Raw genomic sequence first — 18558 nt, 5'->3', positions numbered from 1 at the left:
ATACTAATCTCTGCTACTTGATACTATCTTATTCATATAATAAATATTTGCGCCTTACGGTTTTAAACTTATTTAAACCGGGCTCCCAGCTTTTACGGATCTCTTCCTCGCTTTTCCCTGCTTCTATCTGCTTCCTTAATTCGGGAGTACCGGCCAGCTTAGTAAAATAGGCGTTAAAAAAGTGCGCCTTATCGGGGAAAGCTTTATATAACTCCATCAATAAAGATAGGTCAAGGCGACCTTTTTTCCGGATCATATCTGTACTCATCCCTTTTAAATCCACACCAAAACATTCTTTGTCTTTCTGCGGTGGATCTTCGCTCATGCCTTTGATACTCAGCGGGGTGAATGAAAAGCTGTATTTACCCTTTAACAAAGGATGGCCTACCTCTAAAAAAGGAAAAAATGTACCACGACCCAGACTTAAAGTTGTGCCCTCAAATAAGCATATACTTGGATACAGGATAATGGACTGATCGGTATTTAAATTAGGCGATGGGTTTACAGGTAATTTGTAAGGCAAAGAATGCTTGTAATTGGCTACTTTGATGATCTTTAATTTACACTTGAGTCCATCCTTTAGCCAGCCCTCGCCGTTTATCATTTGGGCGTATTCGGCAATGGTCATACCATGACTGATGGGAATAGGGTGCATGGCTACAAAGGCACGGGGCACATTGGCAGTATCCAATACAGGGCCGTCAATCAGGTAACCGTTTGGATTGGGCCTGTCCAATATCATCAGTTCGATATTGTTTTCGGCACAGGCCTCCATTACATAATGTAGCGTTGATATATAAGTGTAAAAACGGACGCCTACATCCTGAACATCAAATATCATCAGGTCAAGACCTTTTAAATCCTCAGTGGTGGGTTTATAGTGTTTATTGCCGTATAAAGATATAACGGGTAAACCGGTTTTGGTATCAACATCGTCGTTTACACTGGCGCCGTTACTGGCATTTCCCCTAAAGCCATGCTCGGGTCCGAATATTTTTTTTATGGTGATACCTGCATGCAGCAAACTATCCACACTGGGCTTTAGATTTTTGCCAATAACAGAAGTTTGATTGATCACCATCCCAATATTTTTACCCTTAAGATAGTTAATATACAGCGGAACCTGATCGGCACCGGTAATTATTTTGGTGACTATTTCCTCGTCCGAATTGATTTTTGTTGAGTCGCAATCGGTACAAACAGCCGGGCTACCACATGCCGTATTTGTCCATAAAACTGTAATAAAAGCACATTGCAAAAAAATACGTGTTGTCAGCATAAAATATTATGGTTAAACAATTTTTAAAGTAGCAGGTTTAGCAGCAAAACCGCATATTTGCGAAGGTACAAAAAATCATTCTGCATTGAGTTTCGCCTCTTTTATATCAGCCCGGATAACATTTAAGTCAAAACGCACCTTTTCAAAACTGATTGTGCGCATTGCCATCATCGGTATTATGCTGGGTTTGGGGGTGATGATACTTTCGCTGGCTATTGTGAAAGGGTTTAAACGCGAAATCCGTGAAAAGATCCGCGGCTTTGCCGGCGACATCAGGGTAGTGAAATTCGACCTGAACAGTTCCTACGAAAGCTCTCCCTTCGCGGCCGATCCTAAATTTGAAGCGCGGGCGATGAAAAGTCCGCTGATTACCAGGGTAATGCCTTTTGCTACCAAGCCAGGTATTATAAAAGCAAATAATGAAATAGAAGGGGTGGTGTTGAAGGGTGTGGATAAAAACTACGACTGGAGCTATTTTAAAAAGACCATGGTGGCCGGCGATGTGATTAACTTTACCGACTCGGTAGAAGCACAAAAAGAGATCATGCTATCGCAAACCACGGCCAATCGTTTAAAATTAAAGGTGGGCGATAAGCTGCTGATGTATTTTGTTCAGGAACCGCTGCGTAAACGTCAGTTTAAAATAAAGGGAATATTTAGTATTGGGGTAGAAGAGGTGGACAAAACCTTTGTGATAGGGGCTTTATCTCTGATCAACCGGCTTAATAACTGGAAGCCCGGCGAAATTGGGGAGTATGAATTGCATGTATCTGATTTTGACCGGGTAGATTATGCCGCCAACAAACTCGATGATATACTGCCGGTAAAATTACGCTCTTATACCGTAGGAGAGGATTATCCGGCCATATTTGAATGGCTTAACCTGCTGGATGTAAATTCTGTAGTGATGCTGGTACTGATGGTTATAGTGGCAGTGATCAATATGATATCGGCACTGCTCATCATGATCCTGGAGCGAACTTCCATGATTGGTATGTTTAAAGCTATGGGTGCCACCAACTGGAACATACAAAAGGTGTTTTTATTTAACGCAACCTATCTTATTGGTTTAGGATTGTTACTGGGCAATATGTTGGGCCTGGGTTTAGGTTTCTTTCAACAGCAAACCCACTTTTTTAAGCTCGACCAGGCATCGTATTACATGACCTTTGTACCGGTAGAGTTTAGTTTCAGTGATATTTTCCTCCTCAATTTAGGCACACTGGTTATTTGCCTGCTGGTACTCATTATCCCATCTATGCTGGTAAGCAAAATATCACCGGTAAAGGCTATCAGGTTTAAATAGGATTTTTCAGTATCAAGTAGCTAGTATCAAGTATCAAGATTGCTTATATTGAATAACCGCTTTAAAAAGTCATGATACTTGATACTAGCTACTTGATACTTCTTCCTATTTCTTCCCTGTAAAATTAAATTTCAAATTTAAGCCTGCCGAACCGAATTGGATCTGTTGTGAACCCAGGCCATCAATAGGATATTTTAAGAATGGCTCGATGATCAAACGGTTGCCTTTACCCACAGGGGTGCCTATACCGAAAGACACATTGAGCATCTTGGCAAAATAGAAACTGTTGAAGCTTTTGCGGCTTACATCTTCTGTTGTTTGTGTGGATGCACCAGCAGCGGAATAGCCGTAAACAGAAGTATAGGATTCGTTGATAAATGTACCCGAACTTAACCCCGCCGAAACATAAGCATCAGTTTTTTGCGGGTTAAATTCATATTTAATATTTACCGGGATATCCAACCCAATAAGACTGGCATTATAATTTTTAAGTACCGGGAACGACGAGTTGGCCGAAAATAAAGTCTCTTTATCATAAGGGGCAAAAGCCTGTGGGGCCCTGGCCAAGGCGTCGAGGTTGGAATTTGGAGGTGAACCCCCATTATAGCTCAATGTATTTTGAGCCAGCATTAACCCGGTTGATAATTTTAAGTTTTTAGTAAGCCTGATATCAGATGTAACACCTGCACCGGCATTTACCTGGTTGTGGCTGCCTTTGGCATAGTTAAAGAAGGTTGCTGCATACACCCCAAAACGTACTTTTTTATCTTCGGCATACTCTTGCTTGTTTTTTTGTGGCTGTTGGGCTTGTTCGGCAGCAAACAATGCCTCCATACCCTTTTTAGGTGGTTGCGCCTGCTGTTGTTGATTTAACATGATTGACCCTTTGGTGGCCGGAGGCGTAACGGGTTGCCGCTGTGTATTGGTTTTAGCTATTACAGTTTTGGCGCTGTCGGCAGGTTTGATTTTTTTTGCAGATTCAATTATAGAGGTATTGGAGTTTTTGGCTGCCGCCGCATATTGTTGCGCATTTGCTTTAGCGGCCACGTTTTTTGTACTGTCAATAGTTGGTTGGGCTTTGAGAGCAGGATTGACTTGCGTATTAGCCAGAACCTGAGAAGCCGCCGGATTTACATTCGTTTTGGCATAAACAGGAACCTGGGCCGTTGCTGCTCCCGACATGGTGGAGGCAACAGTTGGGTTATAAGAAGCCACTTTCGGGGTAGTTTTTTTTGTGCCGGCTAAAGGGGCTGCACCGGTATCAAGAACATTATTTTTATTAGCCGGATTTTGTGTTGCAGCTAATGATACAGCACTATCAACAGTTGAGGCTTGTTCGGTATGTTTTTTGGCCGGTTTTAGAGCCAATGTATCCGTAGATTGTTTTTTACCGGTCATCCAAAGGCCAATACTTAAAAATAGCAATATAGCCGCAGCCGTGCTTGCCCACCACAACCAGGCAACCGGACGTTTCTTTTCCGTTTCAGGAAATTTTTCCCTGAGCAGTAACCAGCCTTCATCAGCAGAAGGAAATGTGGTGTCATCAAAATTATCAAACACCTCCCTGATGCGGTTGCTTAAGTCGTTATCCAACTGCTCATCCATGGTTTTGTGTCTCTTTCCTTAACATTTTTCTTAATCTTTCTTTTGCCCGGCTCAGGTAAACCCTCGATGAGCTTACCGGAATAGCGAGCATATTTGCAATTTCGTCGTGATTATATCCGTCTATTTCGTATAAATTAAAGATGGTAAGCTGAATTGCAGGCAGCTCATTCATCAGTTTTAAAATATCCTGCACATTTAAATTATCAACTGTGCCTACATTGCTGCTCAGGGGAGCAGCATTATCCAAATCAACATTAAGCTGAAATTTAAGATCCTTGCGCCTGCGGTCAATGGCAGTATTTACTACTATGGTGCGCAGCCAGGCTTTAAATGGTTTATCAATGTTATAACTATGTATGGCATTAAAAACCTTTATAAAGGCATCATTTACAGCCTCTAATGCATCGTCCCTGTTTAAACTGTAACGCAAACTTATACCCATGGCGTAGCCATAGAATAGCTTATACAGCATTTCCTGGTACTTTAAGCTGCCGGTTTTGCATTGGCTGATGATCTCTTCTTCAGTAATGCGAGGGGGTGAATGCATTAAATATATTTAATTCCGCCTATAAATTTTTGCTGTTGATCTATAGTACCTTACGTAATAAGGTGCCTTATTGATACACCTAAAAATAATAAATTTTCAGGTGATCAACCTGATCTGTGGTGTTAACGGCTAAAAGACCAGTAGTATCCGGTACTGCTGGTCTTTTAGCTGTTAACATAGGTAGATGGTTAATAATAAAAGGCTGCCGCCTGTAATAGCAGCAACCTGGAAGTTAAAACAATAATTAATTTGAAGCAGTCTTTTTAAGGTCATAGAAAAGGATAGAATCCTGCGTTCCATTAACACGTTGCAATTGGAACCTGCTCTGTCCATCATAGCCATATTGATAAGTGCCCATCAATCGGATTGTGGTTTGGGGGCCTGCTACATAAGTGCTGTCATAAAAAGCCATGAGACCCGAGAGAGGATTATATTGAAAAGCCCCTCTGCTTAGCGCATGTATACTGGAAGTAGACTGGGTTACAATATAATTGCCCGGTTGAGAAAGTTTTACAGCAAACAACGGATCTTTTTTTACCGTATCGAATCCTGAGCCGGTGGTTTTCTTTACCAGCAATTTAAAAGTTCCGCTAAATGTGCCCAAAGGAGGCGGAGGCGGAGGTGTATTATCACTTTTGGGTGAACAAGCTTCACCTAAAACTATCAATGCTAATAATGGTAACACTAAAAATAAATTTCGCTTCATAATCTTCATCTTTTTTACCATTACGGGGCGATTTATTAAAACGATACACCGGGGTTAAAAATTTTTATAATTTTTTTGCCTCGTCCCAAAATACATCCATTTCGGCCAGACTCATGTCTTGTAGTTGCTTGCCGTTTTCTTTGGCTTTAAGCTCCAGGTATTGAAAACGTTTGATGAATTTTTTGTTTGTTTTTTCCAATGCGTTTTCGGGATTGATGTTGATAAAGCGGGCGTAATTAATGAGCGAAAATAGTAAATCACCAAATTCACCTTCGGCTTTTTCATGGTCGATGGTGCTTTCATCCTCGGCATTAAATTCGTTCCTGAACTCCTGCATTTCTTCTTCAACTTTTGCCCATACCTGGCTTTTTTCTTCCCAGTCGAAACCTACGCCGCGTGCTTTTTCCTGTATACGAGATGCCTTTACCAATGCCGGCAAAGAAGCAGGCACACCACCTAGTACCGATTTGTTGCCCTCTTTCAGTTTAATCTGTTCCCAGTTGCGTTTAACATCTTCTTCGTTTTGCACCTCCACATCGCCATAAATATGCGGGTGCCGGTTGATGAGCTTTTCGCATACACTGTTGAGCACATCTGTAATGGTAAAATCATTAGTTTCAGAAGCTATTTTGGCATAAAAAACCAGGTGAAGCATAATATCACCCAGCTCTTTTTTTATCTCGGGCATGTCGGCGCCTAAAATGGCATCGCTTAGCTCATAGGTTTCTTCAATAGTGAGGTGCCGCAGACTTTCCAGTGTTTGTTTTTTATCCCAGGGGCAGTTGGCTCTCAGGTCGTCCATAATATGGAGCAGGCGTTCAAATCCGGTTGCAGGAGTATTGGCGGTAGCGGGTGCTTGTAAAGGCATATGTTTTATTTTTATGCCGCAAAGATAAGGGTTTTGAGAAGCAAGAGGTAAGAATCAGGAATCAAGATAAGGAAGGAAATTAACTGAAAGCGTCATTGCGAGGTACGAAGCAATCTCTATGCTATACAGAGCGAATTGACCTGCCTTTGTAGAGATTGCTTCGTACCTCGCAATGAAGCTTTTTTAATACGCTATTATCTAATCGCCCGCAGCATTTCACGTTTGCCGGGTGCGCCAGGTATTTTTTGTATGGCAAAGCCCAGGCTTTTAAGCATTCTTTTGAGATTGCCGGTGATGGCGTAGGTTACAAATACACCACCAGGTTTTAAGAATTGGGATATATGACTTATAGCCGGTAGTTCCCACATTTCGGGTTGGTGCACGGCGGCAAAGGCATCAAAATATATAATGTCGAATAGTTGATCTGATTTAAACTCCACGAGTTTGCAATGTGCTATTTGCAGTTGTGTAGCGACATCAATACTTACCTCGTTTTTTAAGGTATCCGGATAATGTTGCAGGTAGCCGGCCCATAATTCAGCAGAGACATATTGCTCATAACCGGTTTGAGCCATCATATCGGCAGTAAGCGGATAGGCTTCGATTCCGGTATATTGAAGATGTATTTGATGACGGGTACAATAATCCGAACTTAGCAAAAAGTTAAGCCCTGTACCGAAGCCAACTTCCAGTATGCTGGCCTCTTTTGCATTGTTTTGAGCCAGAAAGTAATCCAAACCGGCATTTACAAATACATGCAAACTCTCCTGCAAAGCGCCATGGCGCGAATGATAATGCTCACCTACCGCGGCGTTGTAAATGGTTTTGGAGCCATCGGCTGTGGTTACTATGCTTAGTTGGTTCATTAGTTTACTCGTTCATTGAGTCATTAGGTCATTAGGTCATTGGGTCATTGGGTCATTGGGTCATTGGGTCATTGGGTCATTGGGTCATTGGGTCATTGGATTTTTGAGCTCAGTAAGTTACTAATTTCCACACAGGCGTTAATAATCTTTGTGCTCCAGAGACCAATGACCTAATGCCTCAATGACCCAATGAAACTTCTTATGCAAATTCCACAATCACCTCACCCAGGTCATAAACCGGTACCTGATGTATTTGGGCAGCTACAATGCTGGCTGCTGCTGCCGAGCGATAACCCGCCGCGCAATGTATTACAATGGGTTTGTCGGTTGGTATTTCGTTGATGCGTTCGCGCAGTTCGGGTAGTGGAATGGTGATGGAGTCTTTAAATACCTTGCCATCATTTACCTCGCCGTGGTTACGCACGTCAACAATATGATAATTGTTAGGGTTGATCCTGAAATCGTCCAGATCAAGCGTAGCCGACATTTCGGAAGCAGAGGCCGGAGCCAACAACGCGGCTTTAATGTTTTTTTCGTAACCTATTTTAGCTGCTTTTTTGATCAGGATATTCAAACTCTCCTCTGTTTCGGCTATCAGATAAAATGTCTCATTAGGACTTAATATCGAACCCAGCCAGGTTTCAAATTTTTCGCCATCCTGCAAGTTAATAGCGCCCTTAAGATGACCATTCCTGAACTGCTGTTTCGGGCGAGCATCAATCACCAGTACGTCTTTTTCAAGAGCCGTTTCTGCATTGATACGGGTTATGGCATCAATGCTTTGCTGTAACAGCGGTGCCCCGCTTTTATTCAGATCCACATCATAGCCAAAATACTTGGGCATAAATGGCTGATCGGTAGTGAGGGTTTTAACAAAGGTCATTTCGTCCATTAGCTGAAGGGCATAGTTTTCGCGCAGTTCGCGGCCAATGGTGCTTTCCAGATCAGGACTCATATTTTTACCGCATAATGAACCCGGGCCATGCGCCGGATAAACCACCACGCTTTTAGGCAGGGTCATTAGTTTATGGCGGGTGCTCTGGTACATTTGTTTGGCCAGTTCTTCTTTTTTGGCGGTGATGTTACCCACATTCTCGCGCAAGTCTGGTCGACCTACATCGCCTACAAATAAGGTATCACCGGTAAAAATGGCGGCATCTTTACCTTTTTCGTCTTCCAGCAGGATACAAATAGAATCGGGCGAATGACCAGGGGTATTGATAGCTTTTAGCTTGATATCATTCAATTGTATCTGGTCGCCATCGTCAAAAGTTTCGTGCGGATAGGTAGCACCGGTGAGCTTACTGCAATAAATTACGGCATTGGTACTCTGGTGAATTTCCAGGTGCGAACTTACAAAATCGGCATGCGGATGTGTTTCAATAACGCCCACAATATCGGCATCGTGCTGATTAGCGAAGTCATAATAAGGCTGCGGATTGCGTGCCGGATCAATAACGATCATTTTACCTGTACGGATAACGGCGTACGATGCATGCGCCAATCCTTTATCGTAGAACTGTTGAATAATCATATTATACCAGCAAAGATAATGGTTTAGGCGGGTTGTTTCAGAGTTGAAATGTTTACATGTTGTAAATATTAATACTATGAAAACGATGGAATATACAGTAATTCAGATGTTTTATATAAAAAAATATGTCATCGCGAGGAGGAACGACGAAGCAATCGCATGCTATACAGGGTAGTTTTGCATGGCGTAGACCCGCTCTTGGCCGCGGTAGGCCCTTTACTTTGTAGCCACAAAGTAGCCAAACGGCTTTCACAGAAATGCTTCTTTGCCGCATCCCGATATTTATCGGGACAAACCGGGCAGAACCAGGGCTGCAATTATTTTGCCCCACTTCGTTCGCGCAATCTCTACCTTCAGCAAAAACTTGCTATGCCCCGCAACCGCACAGGCCAGCATTGTTCTGCCCGCTTTCGCCCAAAGCTTATCTGCTGACGGGGAAAGAAGATAAAGAATTTCTTACCATATGTTTGTCATGCTGAACGGAGTGAAGCATCTATATAAACGATATGCTTGTTTAATAGTAGATCCTTCGTTCTTCAGGATGACAAATTAGTTTAACTGAATAATGGAGAAATCATGGTTCAGAAATCAATAATTCACTAAATCACTAATTCAATAATTGATAAAGCCCTACTTCCTCAATATCTTTTCCATGGTTTTTCCTTTTGCGAGTTCATCTACCAGTTTATCTAAATAACGAACCTGCTGCATCAGCTTGTCTTCGATTTCTTCTACCCGATACCCGCAGATCACGCCTGTGATTTTGGAGACATTCGGGTTAATTTGTGGCGCCTGGGCAAAAAAATTTTCAAAATCGGTTTTGTTATCGAGGTGTTGCTGCAATGATTGTTCGTCATATCCGGTGAGCCAGAATATGATCTCATCTACCTCGGCCTTTGTTCTGCCTTTCCTTTCGGCTTTTTGGATATAATGCGGATAAACACCCGCAAAAGACATTTTGTAAACTCTTGTAAGGTTGTCCATAATATTGGTTATTAATTGCTCTTGAATAAAGAGGCAGGTATGTAAAGTTACAAAAGGGGCTTTAGATATTTAGTTCCATAAATAAATCGCCAGGGTGTAGACCGCTTTTAACACCGACCATAAGCTAAAATAAAAATATGTCATTGCGAGGAAGAATGACGAAGCAATCTCCTCGCGTTCAATACGCCAGCCAGAGGATTGCTATGTTACGCTCGCAATGATATGGTTGTTTTTTATGGCACAAGCCACCATTGTTCTGCCCGCTTTCGCCCGAAGCTTATCTGCCGACGGGGAAATATATTCCAATTATGTTTGTCATGCTGAACGAAGTGAAGCATCTATTAAGCGATATGCCTGTTTACGAATAGATCCTTCGTTCCTCAGGATGACAAAATACCTGGAGAGGGTTGGGTGACGTGTAAAACAAGCAAAGCCCGGCTTTCACCAGGCTTTGACTTGTATTTTATACTCAGTACTTAAAAAAACTACCAAACCTTAATCCGGTCTTCTGGCTTTTTGTACATTTTATCGCCCGCTTGCACGTTGAAAGCTTTGTACCAGGCATCGATGTTAGTTAATGGTGCGTTGGTACGGAACTGCTCTGGTGAATGCGGATCAGTCAGGATGCGTTGTGCTGCCGATTCCGGACGTTGCCTGCTGCGCCATACTTGTGCCCATGATAAAAAGAAACGTTGATCGGCAGTAAAGCCGTCTATCTTTTTATTTTCCTGACCTTGTTTGGTTTTTTTATAGGCTTCGTAAGCTATGTTTAAACCACCCAAATCGGCCAGGTTTTCGCCCAGGGTTAATTTACCGTTTACGTGCAGCGTATCTACCACAGTAAAGGCGTTGTATTGTTCCACCACCTGGTTGGCGCGTACTTTAAATTTATCGGCATCGGTTTTAGTCCACCAGTCGCGCAGGGTGCCATCGGCATCATACTGGCGGCCCTGATCGTCAAAACCGTGTGTCATTTCGTGTCCGATAACAGCACCTATACCACCATAATTCACGGCGTCGTCGGCCTTAAAGTCAAAGAAAGGGAACTGTAAAATACCGGCCGGGAAAACGATCTCGTTATTGGTTGGATTATAGTATGCGTTTACGGTTGGCGGTGTCATACCCCAGCGGGCTTTATCAACCGGTTTACCCAGACGGCTAACATTAAAATTATAACGCCAGATAGATAAAGCCTTCAGGTTAGCGGCATAGTCGTTACGGTCAATAACCAATCCGTCATACGCTTCCCACTTATCAGGATAGCCAATTTTAACGGTAAATGCGGCCAGTTTTTTAAGCGCGCGGGCTTTGGTTTCCGGGCTCATCCACTCCAGGCGTTTAATACGGTCGCCCAGGGTTTCTTTCAGGTTGTTCACCAGGTTAATCATGTATTGTTTGGCTGCCGGTGTAAAATATTTCTCTACAAAAAGCTGGCCCAACAATTCGCCAATGCTGCCGTCAACAAGGCCGCTCATACGCTCATTACGTGGTGTTTGTACTTTTTGACCAGATAATACCTTACTGAAATCAAAAGTAGCGTTTACAAACGGCGAGCTTAAGGAAGATGACGCGCCTTTAAGGATGCTCCATTTGAGGTAAATTTTCCAGCTGTCAACTGGTGTAACGGTTAACAGGGAATCGGCCGCTTTAAAAAATCCAGGCTGACCAACCAATACTGTATCCTGTCCGCCTGCTTTTAATTGCGGTAATAAGGTGTTCCAGTTTAAGTGCGGTGTGATCTTGCTGAAACCATCTACAGAAAATTTGTTGTAGGTAACGTTTGGATCGCGCATGGCTACACGGCTCAACTGCGCTTTGGCCAGGGTAGTTTCCAGGCTAAAAATAACGTCGGCGTTTTTAAGTGCTTCGTCATTGCTGCTGCCGGTTAGCGTAAACAGTGCTACGATATATTTTTTGTAAGCATCCTGAATGCCTTTGGTGCGGGCATCGGCTTTCAGGTAATAATCGCGGTCTGGTAAACTTGTACCGCCCTGGTTAAAGCCTACCACATATTTGTTTACATTTTTTTCGTCCTGGCCAACGCCAAATCTGAAAAGCGGACTCCCTTCGCCATTAACGCGTTGATAGGTCATCTCACCGATCACGGCATCGAGATTGTTGATTTGGTCGATACGCTGCAGATCGGGTTTTATGGGATCATAACCGCGTTTTTCGATAGCCAGGCTATCCATGCCGCTGGCGTACAGATCGCCAACACGCTGCCTCAGGCTGCCTTTTGGCTGTGAGGCCGATGTTTTGCTCACCTCGTTGAGCAGGCCTAATAATTTATCGGTATTTTCCTGCCGCAGGATGTTAAAGCTTCCCCAGCGGGTTTCTTTGGCAGGTATAGCGTTTTGCTTTATCCAGTTACCATTAGCATAATCAAAAAAATCATCGCCAGGTTTTACACTGAGATCCATATTGGCCGGATCAATAAATTTTTTAGGGACTGCAGGTTTGTGTTTTGGTTTGGGGGATACGCCGCCATCGGCAGCAAAACTGTTGGCTGATAGTGCCAAAGCACCCGCCAGCATTACGTAAGATAACTTTAATTTCATGTTAGATTCAAAAATTAAAGTTAAGGAATTATGGCAGATATGCGCAAACCGGCCTATAAAAAATACTTAGCGGTTAAACCAGTTTATGAAGAAGGAAAGCTTTGATTTTTTCAGGATATCAAGCCAAACACGATGTAAGTCCATTGATTTCACGACTGTTAAGGTTGTTCTTGTAAAGAACGTGCCTTTTGTAAAATTATTGTGATAAAGATACTGTCAAGTCAAAAGCCCCCGGTTGATTGTAAGTGAAAAGTAAAACAATTAAACATTTTTTGTTTAATTGTCTAAAGTGGCTTATGTTTGTATTGTTAAAATTTATCCCCGTATGTCGGCAAATACATCCAGTAAAGAAGATTTCATGCAGCAGCAGATCCTGGCTGCGGCTAAGCGCTTGTTTCAGGTGTATGGTTTAGCTAAGGTAACGATGGATGATGTTGCCAAGGCCATTGGTAAGGGTAGAAGCTCGCTTTATTACTACTATAAAAGTAAGGACGAAATTTTTGACGCGGTTGTCATGATAGAAGTCCGTGAAATGCTGTCGGCAATGACCCATGCCGTTAATCAGGCATCAGGTGTTGAACAAAAACTTCGTGCCTTCTTTATCACCAAATTAGAAGTACTTCGTGAAAAGAGAGCTTTTTTTAAAATGCTCGACGTTGGGATGGACGCTGATGCCTTATCTGAGTTCCAGAAAGCCAAGATTATTCTTCATAACCTCATTGTTCGGCAGGAAAGCGCTTTGATGGAGCAATTGCTCACCGATGGTATGAATAAAGGCGAATTGCGTAAAATGGCGGCTCCGGAACTGGAGATGCTCATTATGGTGCTATTAAGCAGTCTACGCGGGATAAAGCGCGAGCTGGAACTGGAAGATGATACGGTAAAGGCTGTGCCTGCGGCAGATATGTTTATCCGCATGGCTATGTACGGACTAAAGGATTAAAATTTTTTTAAACTATTTTCGACAAAATGACAAATAATGTCCAAAAGAAAAATAAAAGCGAGCACACTTTCCGCGCTTTTCGAAATCGTAACTACTCCTTGTTTTTTACCGGGCAATCCATTTCTCAAATTGGTACCTGGATGCAGCGTACAGCAGTGATCTGGGTGATCTATACGCTTACACACTCGGCCTCTATGATTGGTTTTGCTGTTTTTGCACAGCAATTTCCCGCATTTTTATTTTCGTTGTTTGGCGGCGTAATTGCCGATCGGTACCCCCGGTATAAAATATTGCTGGTTACCCAAACCGCCTCTATGATACAGGCCATACTGCTGGCGGTACTCATTTTAACCAATCATTATGTTATTTGGGAAATACTCACCCTGAGCGCCATATTGGGCACTATCAACGCCTTTGATGTGCCGGCACGCCAGCCCATGGTACATGAAATGGTAGATGACAAGGCCGATCTGGCCAATGCCATTTCGCTCAATTCGGCTATGGTTAATTTGGCCCGGCTTATTGGTCCGGCTTTATCCGGTATGGTTTTGCAGAAATTTGGTGCTGGCGTTTGCTTTGTTGTTAATGCTGTGAGTTTTATAGCGGTGATCATATCCCTGTTACTGATGAAGTTTCCGGATTTTAAACCGCCCGCCATTAAGAAAAAGGTTACCTCCGAATTGGCAGAGGGTCTGAAGTACCTGAAACAAACCCCAGCCATCAGTATGCTTATCCTGCTGATGCTCTGTTTAAGCCTGCTGATTTTGCCATATGATACCATGGAGCCGGTTTTTGCCAAGGTTATTTTTAAGGGCAATGCCGCTACTTACGGCTATATCAGCGGCTGCATTGGTTTAGGAGCGCTTATAGGCAGTTTTTTACTCGCCTCGGCAAAAAAAGGGATCAATTTAAAGATGGTATTGATACTCAGTATTGCCACATTAGGTATGGGGCTCATTTTGTTTTCGCGAACCAGCTATTTTGCCCTGGCCCTACCGTTTGCGGTGATATTGGGATTGGGATCAATTACACCGATGTCAACCAGTATTACTATTATCCAAATAGAAGCAGCCGCCAATATGCGCGGCCGGGTAATGAGTTTTGTGGCTATGGCTTATTTTGGAATGATACCGCTGGGCAGTTTGCTTATTGGTACCATTTCTCAAAAATTAGGCGCGCCATTAACCATGCTTTGCCAGGGTATAGCGGCACTTGTTATTGCGGTTTGCTTTTCTGTAATTTTAAGGAGCGATCGCCAGGAATTAAAAGAAAAAAATCATTCAATTATTTAATCATTAAACTATTTAGTATGCAATGGTATAATTATTTCGGCGGTTTTTGGGCGGGTATGTTCCTGGCCAACTTTGTTCCGCATTTTATTAAAGGCATCGCCGGCGATCACTTTCCTACGCCTTTTGCCAAACCGCCAGGTAAAGGCTTATCAACCCCGCTGGTAAACGTATTATGGGCCCTGTTTAATTTAGCAGTAGCTTACCTGCTTTTCAGGTGTGGTAAAGTATCTGTTGATGACAACCTATCTGTCCTGATCTGCTTTATTGGTTTTGCCTGTATGAGCATTTTTGGAGCCCTGAACTTTGTACATAAGGACAAGATTTAATCAGAAAATTAATCATCATAAAAACAAAAAATGGAACAAAATAAAATAAACACAGCCCTTTTGGTTATGGATATGCAGGCGGGTATAGTACCCATGCTGGCTGCACTGCCCAACGCGGCAGCTATCCTGAGCAATACAGCCAAAGCAATCGCGAAAGCGCGTGATCAAAAAATTCCGGTTATCTATGTAGTAGTTGGTTTCCGGCCAGGTTCTCCGGAGGTTAGTCCGAACAATAAAAGCTTCATTGCCAATAAAGAGCGGTTCGCGAGTGTTAACATGGCCGAGTTTATGCAGGTTCATGACGATTTAAAACCGCAGGCTGGTGAAGTTGTGGTTACTAAACGCCGTTTCAGCGCGTTTACCGGCAGCGATCTGCAAGTTGTTTTAAGTGCTTATGGCGCTCAGCACCTGGTGCTCACCGGTATATCTACCAGCGGAGTAGTTTTATCAACCCTGCGCGAAGCAGCTGATAAAGATTATCGCTTAACCGTACTAAGTGATTGCTGCGCCGATGGCGACGAGGAAGTACACCACGTACTCACCACCAAAGTTTTCCCGCGCCAGGCAGATGTGCTCACCGTGGATGAATGGCAAACCTTGTAGCGCGGTAATTTAAAATTTTGCCTCCCCGGGAGCTTTTATCCCACTCAAAAAAAACGTATATTTGTATATAGCACAGCCCGATTATCTCTCCAAAAGAGATGACCGGGCTGTTTAGTTAAAAGGAAATAGGGCCCAAAAACCGACTATTTTTAATTTAGTTATTTGAATATCAATTATATAAATCTTTTTAAACCTCTTAAATCCTGCCCGGGATTTGTTAAAAAGTGTTAAAATCGATGGTTTTGAATCAATTTTCGAATGTTTTTGCAGTGTTTTTGCCAGGTTTTAGGGCAAAAAAGTGTTAAAATAAAACTTTAAAAAGTTTTTGTTTGCCATTTGGGCTGCCAAAATACAGGGGTAAAATGTTAAACAATTATCCATGAACTATCAGCTATGAAGTAAGCGTGCAAATCCCTATTTTTGCGCGTTATGAGTATTGCTAAAACATATTTGCCCAAAGAAACCGAAGAGAAGTGGTATAGTTACTGGTTAAAGCACGATTTTTTTAAATCGGTGCCTGATGAGCGTGAGCCCTACACCATAGTCATTCCGCCACCCAATGTTACCGGCGTTCTGCATATGGGGCATATGTTGAATAATACCATACAGGATGTATTGGTTCGCCGCGCCCGTATGAAAGGCAAAAATGCCTGCTGGGTTCCCGGAACCGACCACGCCAGTATTGCTACCGAGGCTAAAGTTGTGGCTATGCTCAAAGAGCGTGGTATCAGCAAAGCCGATCTTACCCGGCCCGAATTTTTGGCTTATGCGTTGGAATGGAAAGAGAAATACGGCGGTATCATCCTGGAACAGCTTAAAAAACTAGGCGCATCCTGCGATTGGAGCCGCACCAAATTCACCATGGACGCGGATATGTCCGAAGCGGTAATTGATACTTTTATCCACCTGCACAAAAAAGGGCTCATCTACCGCGGCATCCGCATGGTAAACTGGGATCCGCAGAGTAAAACCGCTGTATCCGACGAGGAAGTTATCCGCAAGGAGGTAAATCAGAAACTGTACTATATTAAGTATGAGATTGTTTCGGATTTAGTTAATAAAGCGGCTAATCATGTAGCTGCACCTACAGAATATCTTACGATTGCGACGACTCGTCCTGAGACAATCATGGCAGATGCAGCAATTTGTATTAACCCGAATGATGAACGGTATTTGCACCTGCATGGGAAAAGGGTTTTTATCCCGCTGATTAACCGCGAGATACCGGTTATCCTGGACGAATATGTGACGATGGATTTTGGTACCGGCTGTTTGAAGGTTACCCCAGCGCATGATTTGAATGACTACGAACTTGGCCAGAAACACAATCTGCCTGTTATCGATATTTTAAATGACGATGGTACGCTGAACGAGAAAGCCCAGATACTTGTTGGTGTCGACCGTTTCGCGGCCCGTAAAAAAATAGCCGTGTTGCTGGAAGAAGCCGGCGCGCTGGATAAAGTAGAGGATTATAAATCGCAGATCGGTTTTTCGGAACGTACGGATGCGGTTATCGAGCCAAAGTTATCCATGCAATGGTTTTGCAAAATGGGCGAAATGGCTAAACCTGCATTGGATTATGTACTGAATGGCGAGATTAAACTGATACCTGATAAATTTATCAATACCTACCGCCATTGGATGGAAAATGTAAGGGATTGGAATATCAGTCGCCAGTTATGGTGGGGGCAACAGATCCCAGCCTGGTATTTACCAAACGGCGAATTTGTTATCGCCAAAAATGCAGAAGATGCATTGGTTGAAGCCAAACTCAAAAATCCGGCACTCACCGCTCATGATCTGACCCAGGACCCCGATGTGGTTGATACCTGGTTTTCGTCATGGTTATGGCCTATATCGGTATTTGGCGGATTTAAAGATCCGAACAATGCAGATATCAACTATTATTACCCGACTAACGATCTGGTAACCGCACCTGAAATTCTGTTTTTCTGGGTGGCCAGAATGATTATGGCCGGGCATGAATTCAGAGGCGAAATACCTTTCCGGAATGTGTACCTTACCGGTATAGTAAGGGATAAACTGGGCCGGAAAATGTCCAAATCCTTAGGTAACTCGCCGGACCCGCTTGACCTGATCGAGACTTATGGTGCTGATGGGGTGCGTGTGGGTATGCTGCTTTGCTCGCCTGCTGGTAATGATTTGATGTTCGACGAAAGCTATTGTAAACAAGGCAGTGGCTTTGCCAATAAAATATGGAACGCGTTTAAGCTGGTAAAAGGCTGGGAAGTTGATGATACCCTTGCTAACCCAAATACTATAGCTATAGAATGGTTTGCAAACCGCTTTGACCAGGCCTTAGGCGAAATAGAAGATAATTTTGCGCAATACCGTTTATCCGAAGCTTTAATGGCCACTTATAAACTGGTATGGGACGATTTCTGTGCCTGGTATCTGGAGATGATCAAACCGGTATATCAGCACCCAATTGACCGGGCAACTTATTCAGCTACCATACAATTCTTTGAAAATATATTAAAAGTTTTACATCCGTTTATGCCTTTCCTGACCGAGGAATTATGGCATGATGAACTGTTTGGCGAACGTGCCGAAAAAGAATGCTGTATTGTTGCACAATTGCCAATTATTGGGGAAATTAATGCACGGCTACTAACTGAGGTTGAAACAGTGAAGGAAGTTATTGCTGCCATTCGGAACACCCGCAAAACAAAACATATTGCTGACAAAGAGCCGCTTGAGCTTTTTGTAAAAGCTAATTCTGGTATAAATTATCTGGAATATGAGGCAATAATAGCCCGGCTTGGAAATATAAGCCAGTTTTCGGCAGTTACGGATAAAGTGAACGGGGCTATCAGCTTTTTAGCTTCAACAGATGAGTTTTTTGTTCCTTTTCAAGAAGAAATTGATCCGGTAGCAGAACGTGAAAGACTGGAAAAAGAGAAGGAATATCTTTTAGGATTTTTAAAATCGGTAAATGCAAAGCTGAATAACGAACGTTTTATGAGCAATGCCAAACCCGAAATTATTGATATTGAACAGCGTAAAAAAGCTGATGCCGAAGCCAAATTACAGATCATCCAAAAAGGTCTTGATGATTTGGCTGGCTAATTGCATATAAAAGCTCGCTGCAAACAGCTTAAGCTAACCAGTACTGCCCTG

The 18558-nt window shown here is 43.0% G+C and carries 15 protein-coding genes; 6 read left to right on the top strand and 9 right to left on the bottom strand.

Translation table 11 applies throughout. The features are described from left to right. Positions 1-28 precede the first annotated feature (28 nt). Positions 29-1279 (bottom strand): exo-beta-N-acetylmuramidase NamZ family protein, encoded by a 1251-nt coding sequence (locus G7092_RS12555; RefSeq protein ID WP_166089772.1) that lies wholly within the window; start codon positions 1277-1279, stop codon positions 29-31. 85 nt (positions 1280-1364) lie between these two features. Between G7092_RS12555 and G7092_RS12550 the strand changes: the two genes are divergently transcribed. Then, positions 1365-2585, top strand: a complete 1221-nt coding sequence (locus G7092_RS12550) for an ABC transporter permease (RefSeq protein WP_166089770.1) — start codon at positions 1365-1367, stop codon at positions 2583-2585. A gap of 105 nt (positions 2586-2690) precedes the next feature. On the opposite strand, the gene G7092_RS12545 is transcribed toward G7092_RS12550, so the two are convergent. From G7092_RS12545 to G7092_RS12510, 8 genes are all read right to left on the bottom strand, one after another. Beyond that, positions 2691-4190, bottom strand: coding sequence for an outer membrane beta-barrel protein (locus G7092_RS12545; RefSeq protein WP_166089768.1), 1500 nt, complete (start codon positions 4188-4190; stop codon positions 2691-2693). Next, positions 4183-4737, bottom strand: a complete 555-nt coding sequence (locus G7092_RS12540) for an RNA polymerase sigma factor (protein WP_166089766.1) — start codon at positions 4735-4737, stop codon at positions 4183-4185. The genes G7092_RS12545 and G7092_RS12540 overlap by 8 nt, the downstream gene beginning before the upstream one ends. Before the next feature lie 244 nt (positions 4738-4981). Next, positions 4982-5443, bottom strand: a complete 462-nt coding sequence (locus tag G7092_RS12535; protein ID WP_166089764.1) for a hypothetical protein — start codon at positions 5441-5443, stop codon at positions 4982-4984. A gap of 64 nt (positions 5444-5507) precedes the next feature. Then, positions 5508-6311 (bottom strand): nucleoside triphosphate pyrophosphohydrolase, encoded by an 804-nt coding sequence (gene mazG, locus G7092_RS12530; protein ID WP_166089762.1) that lies wholly within the window; start codon positions 6309-6311, stop codon positions 5508-5510. 194 nt (positions 6312-6505) lie between these two features. Then, entirely contained in the window at positions 6506-7177 is a 672-nt protein-coding gene (gene mnmC2, locus G7092_RS12525; protein WP_166089759.1) for a tRNA (5-methylaminomethyl-2-thiouridine)(34)-methyltransferase MnmC2, read from the bottom strand. Between the two features lie 199 nt (positions 7178-7376). Continuing rightward, a complete protein-coding gene (locus G7092_RS12520; RefSeq protein ID WP_166089757.1) occupies positions 7377-8711 on the bottom strand; it encodes a rhodanese-like domain-containing protein in 1335 nt (444 codons plus the stop codon). A 630-nt stretch (positions 8712-9341) separates the two neighbouring features. After that, on the bottom strand, positions 9342-9695 hold the full coding sequence (locus G7092_RS12515; protein ID WP_166089755.1) for a DUF2200 domain-containing protein: 354 nt from the start codon (positions 9693-9695) through the stop codon (positions 9342-9344). 485 nt (positions 9696-10180) lie between these two features. Continuing rightward, positions 10181-12253: a M13 family metallopeptidase gene (locus G7092_RS12510; protein ID WP_235953819.1), complete on the bottom strand. Its 2073-nt coding sequence runs from the start codon at positions 12251-12253 to the stop codon at positions 10181-10183. A 325-nt stretch (positions 12254-12578) separates the two neighbouring features. Between G7092_RS12510 and G7092_RS12505 the strand changes: the two genes are divergently transcribed. The 5 genes from G7092_RS12505 (at position 12579) to G7092_RS12485 (ending at position 18507) form a co-directional block, all read left to right on the top strand. Continuing rightward, positions 12579-13196 (top strand): TetR/AcrR family transcriptional regulator, encoded by a 618-nt coding sequence (locus G7092_RS12505; RefSeq protein WP_166089753.1) that lies wholly within the window; start codon positions 12579-12581, stop codon positions 13194-13196. A gap of 26 nt (positions 13197-13222) precedes the next feature. Then, positions 13223-14488, top strand: coding sequence for an MFS transporter (locus G7092_RS12500; protein WP_166089751.1), 1266 nt, complete (start codon positions 13223-13225; stop codon positions 14486-14488). A 17-nt stretch (positions 14489-14505) separates the two neighbouring features. Next, the gene (locus G7092_RS12495) at positions 14506-14814 is read left to right on the top strand and encodes a hypothetical protein (protein ID WP_166089749.1); all 309 of its coding nucleotides are present in this window, start codon (positions 14506-14508) and stop codon (positions 14812-14814) included. Positions 14815-14844: 30 nt separating this feature from the next. After that, complete coding sequence (locus G7092_RS12490; protein WP_166089747.1) at positions 14845-15417, top strand: cysteine hydrolase family protein; 573 nt, start codon at positions 14845-14847, stop codon at positions 15415-15417. 429 nt (positions 15418-15846) lie between these two features. Next, the gene (locus G7092_RS12485; protein WP_166089745.1) at positions 15847-18507 is read left to right on the top strand and encodes a valine--tRNA ligase; all 2661 of its coding nucleotides are present in this window, start codon (positions 15847-15849) and stop codon (positions 18505-18507) included. Positions 18508-18558 lie beyond the last annotated feature (51 nt).

Source organism: Mucilaginibacter inviolabilis (assembly GCF_011089895.1).
Classification (GTDB): Bacteria; Bacteroidota; Bacteroidia; order Sphingobacteriales; family Sphingobacteriaceae; genus Mucilaginibacter; species Mucilaginibacter inviolabilis.
This window is presented reverse-complemented; position numbering and strand designations above follow the sequence as displayed.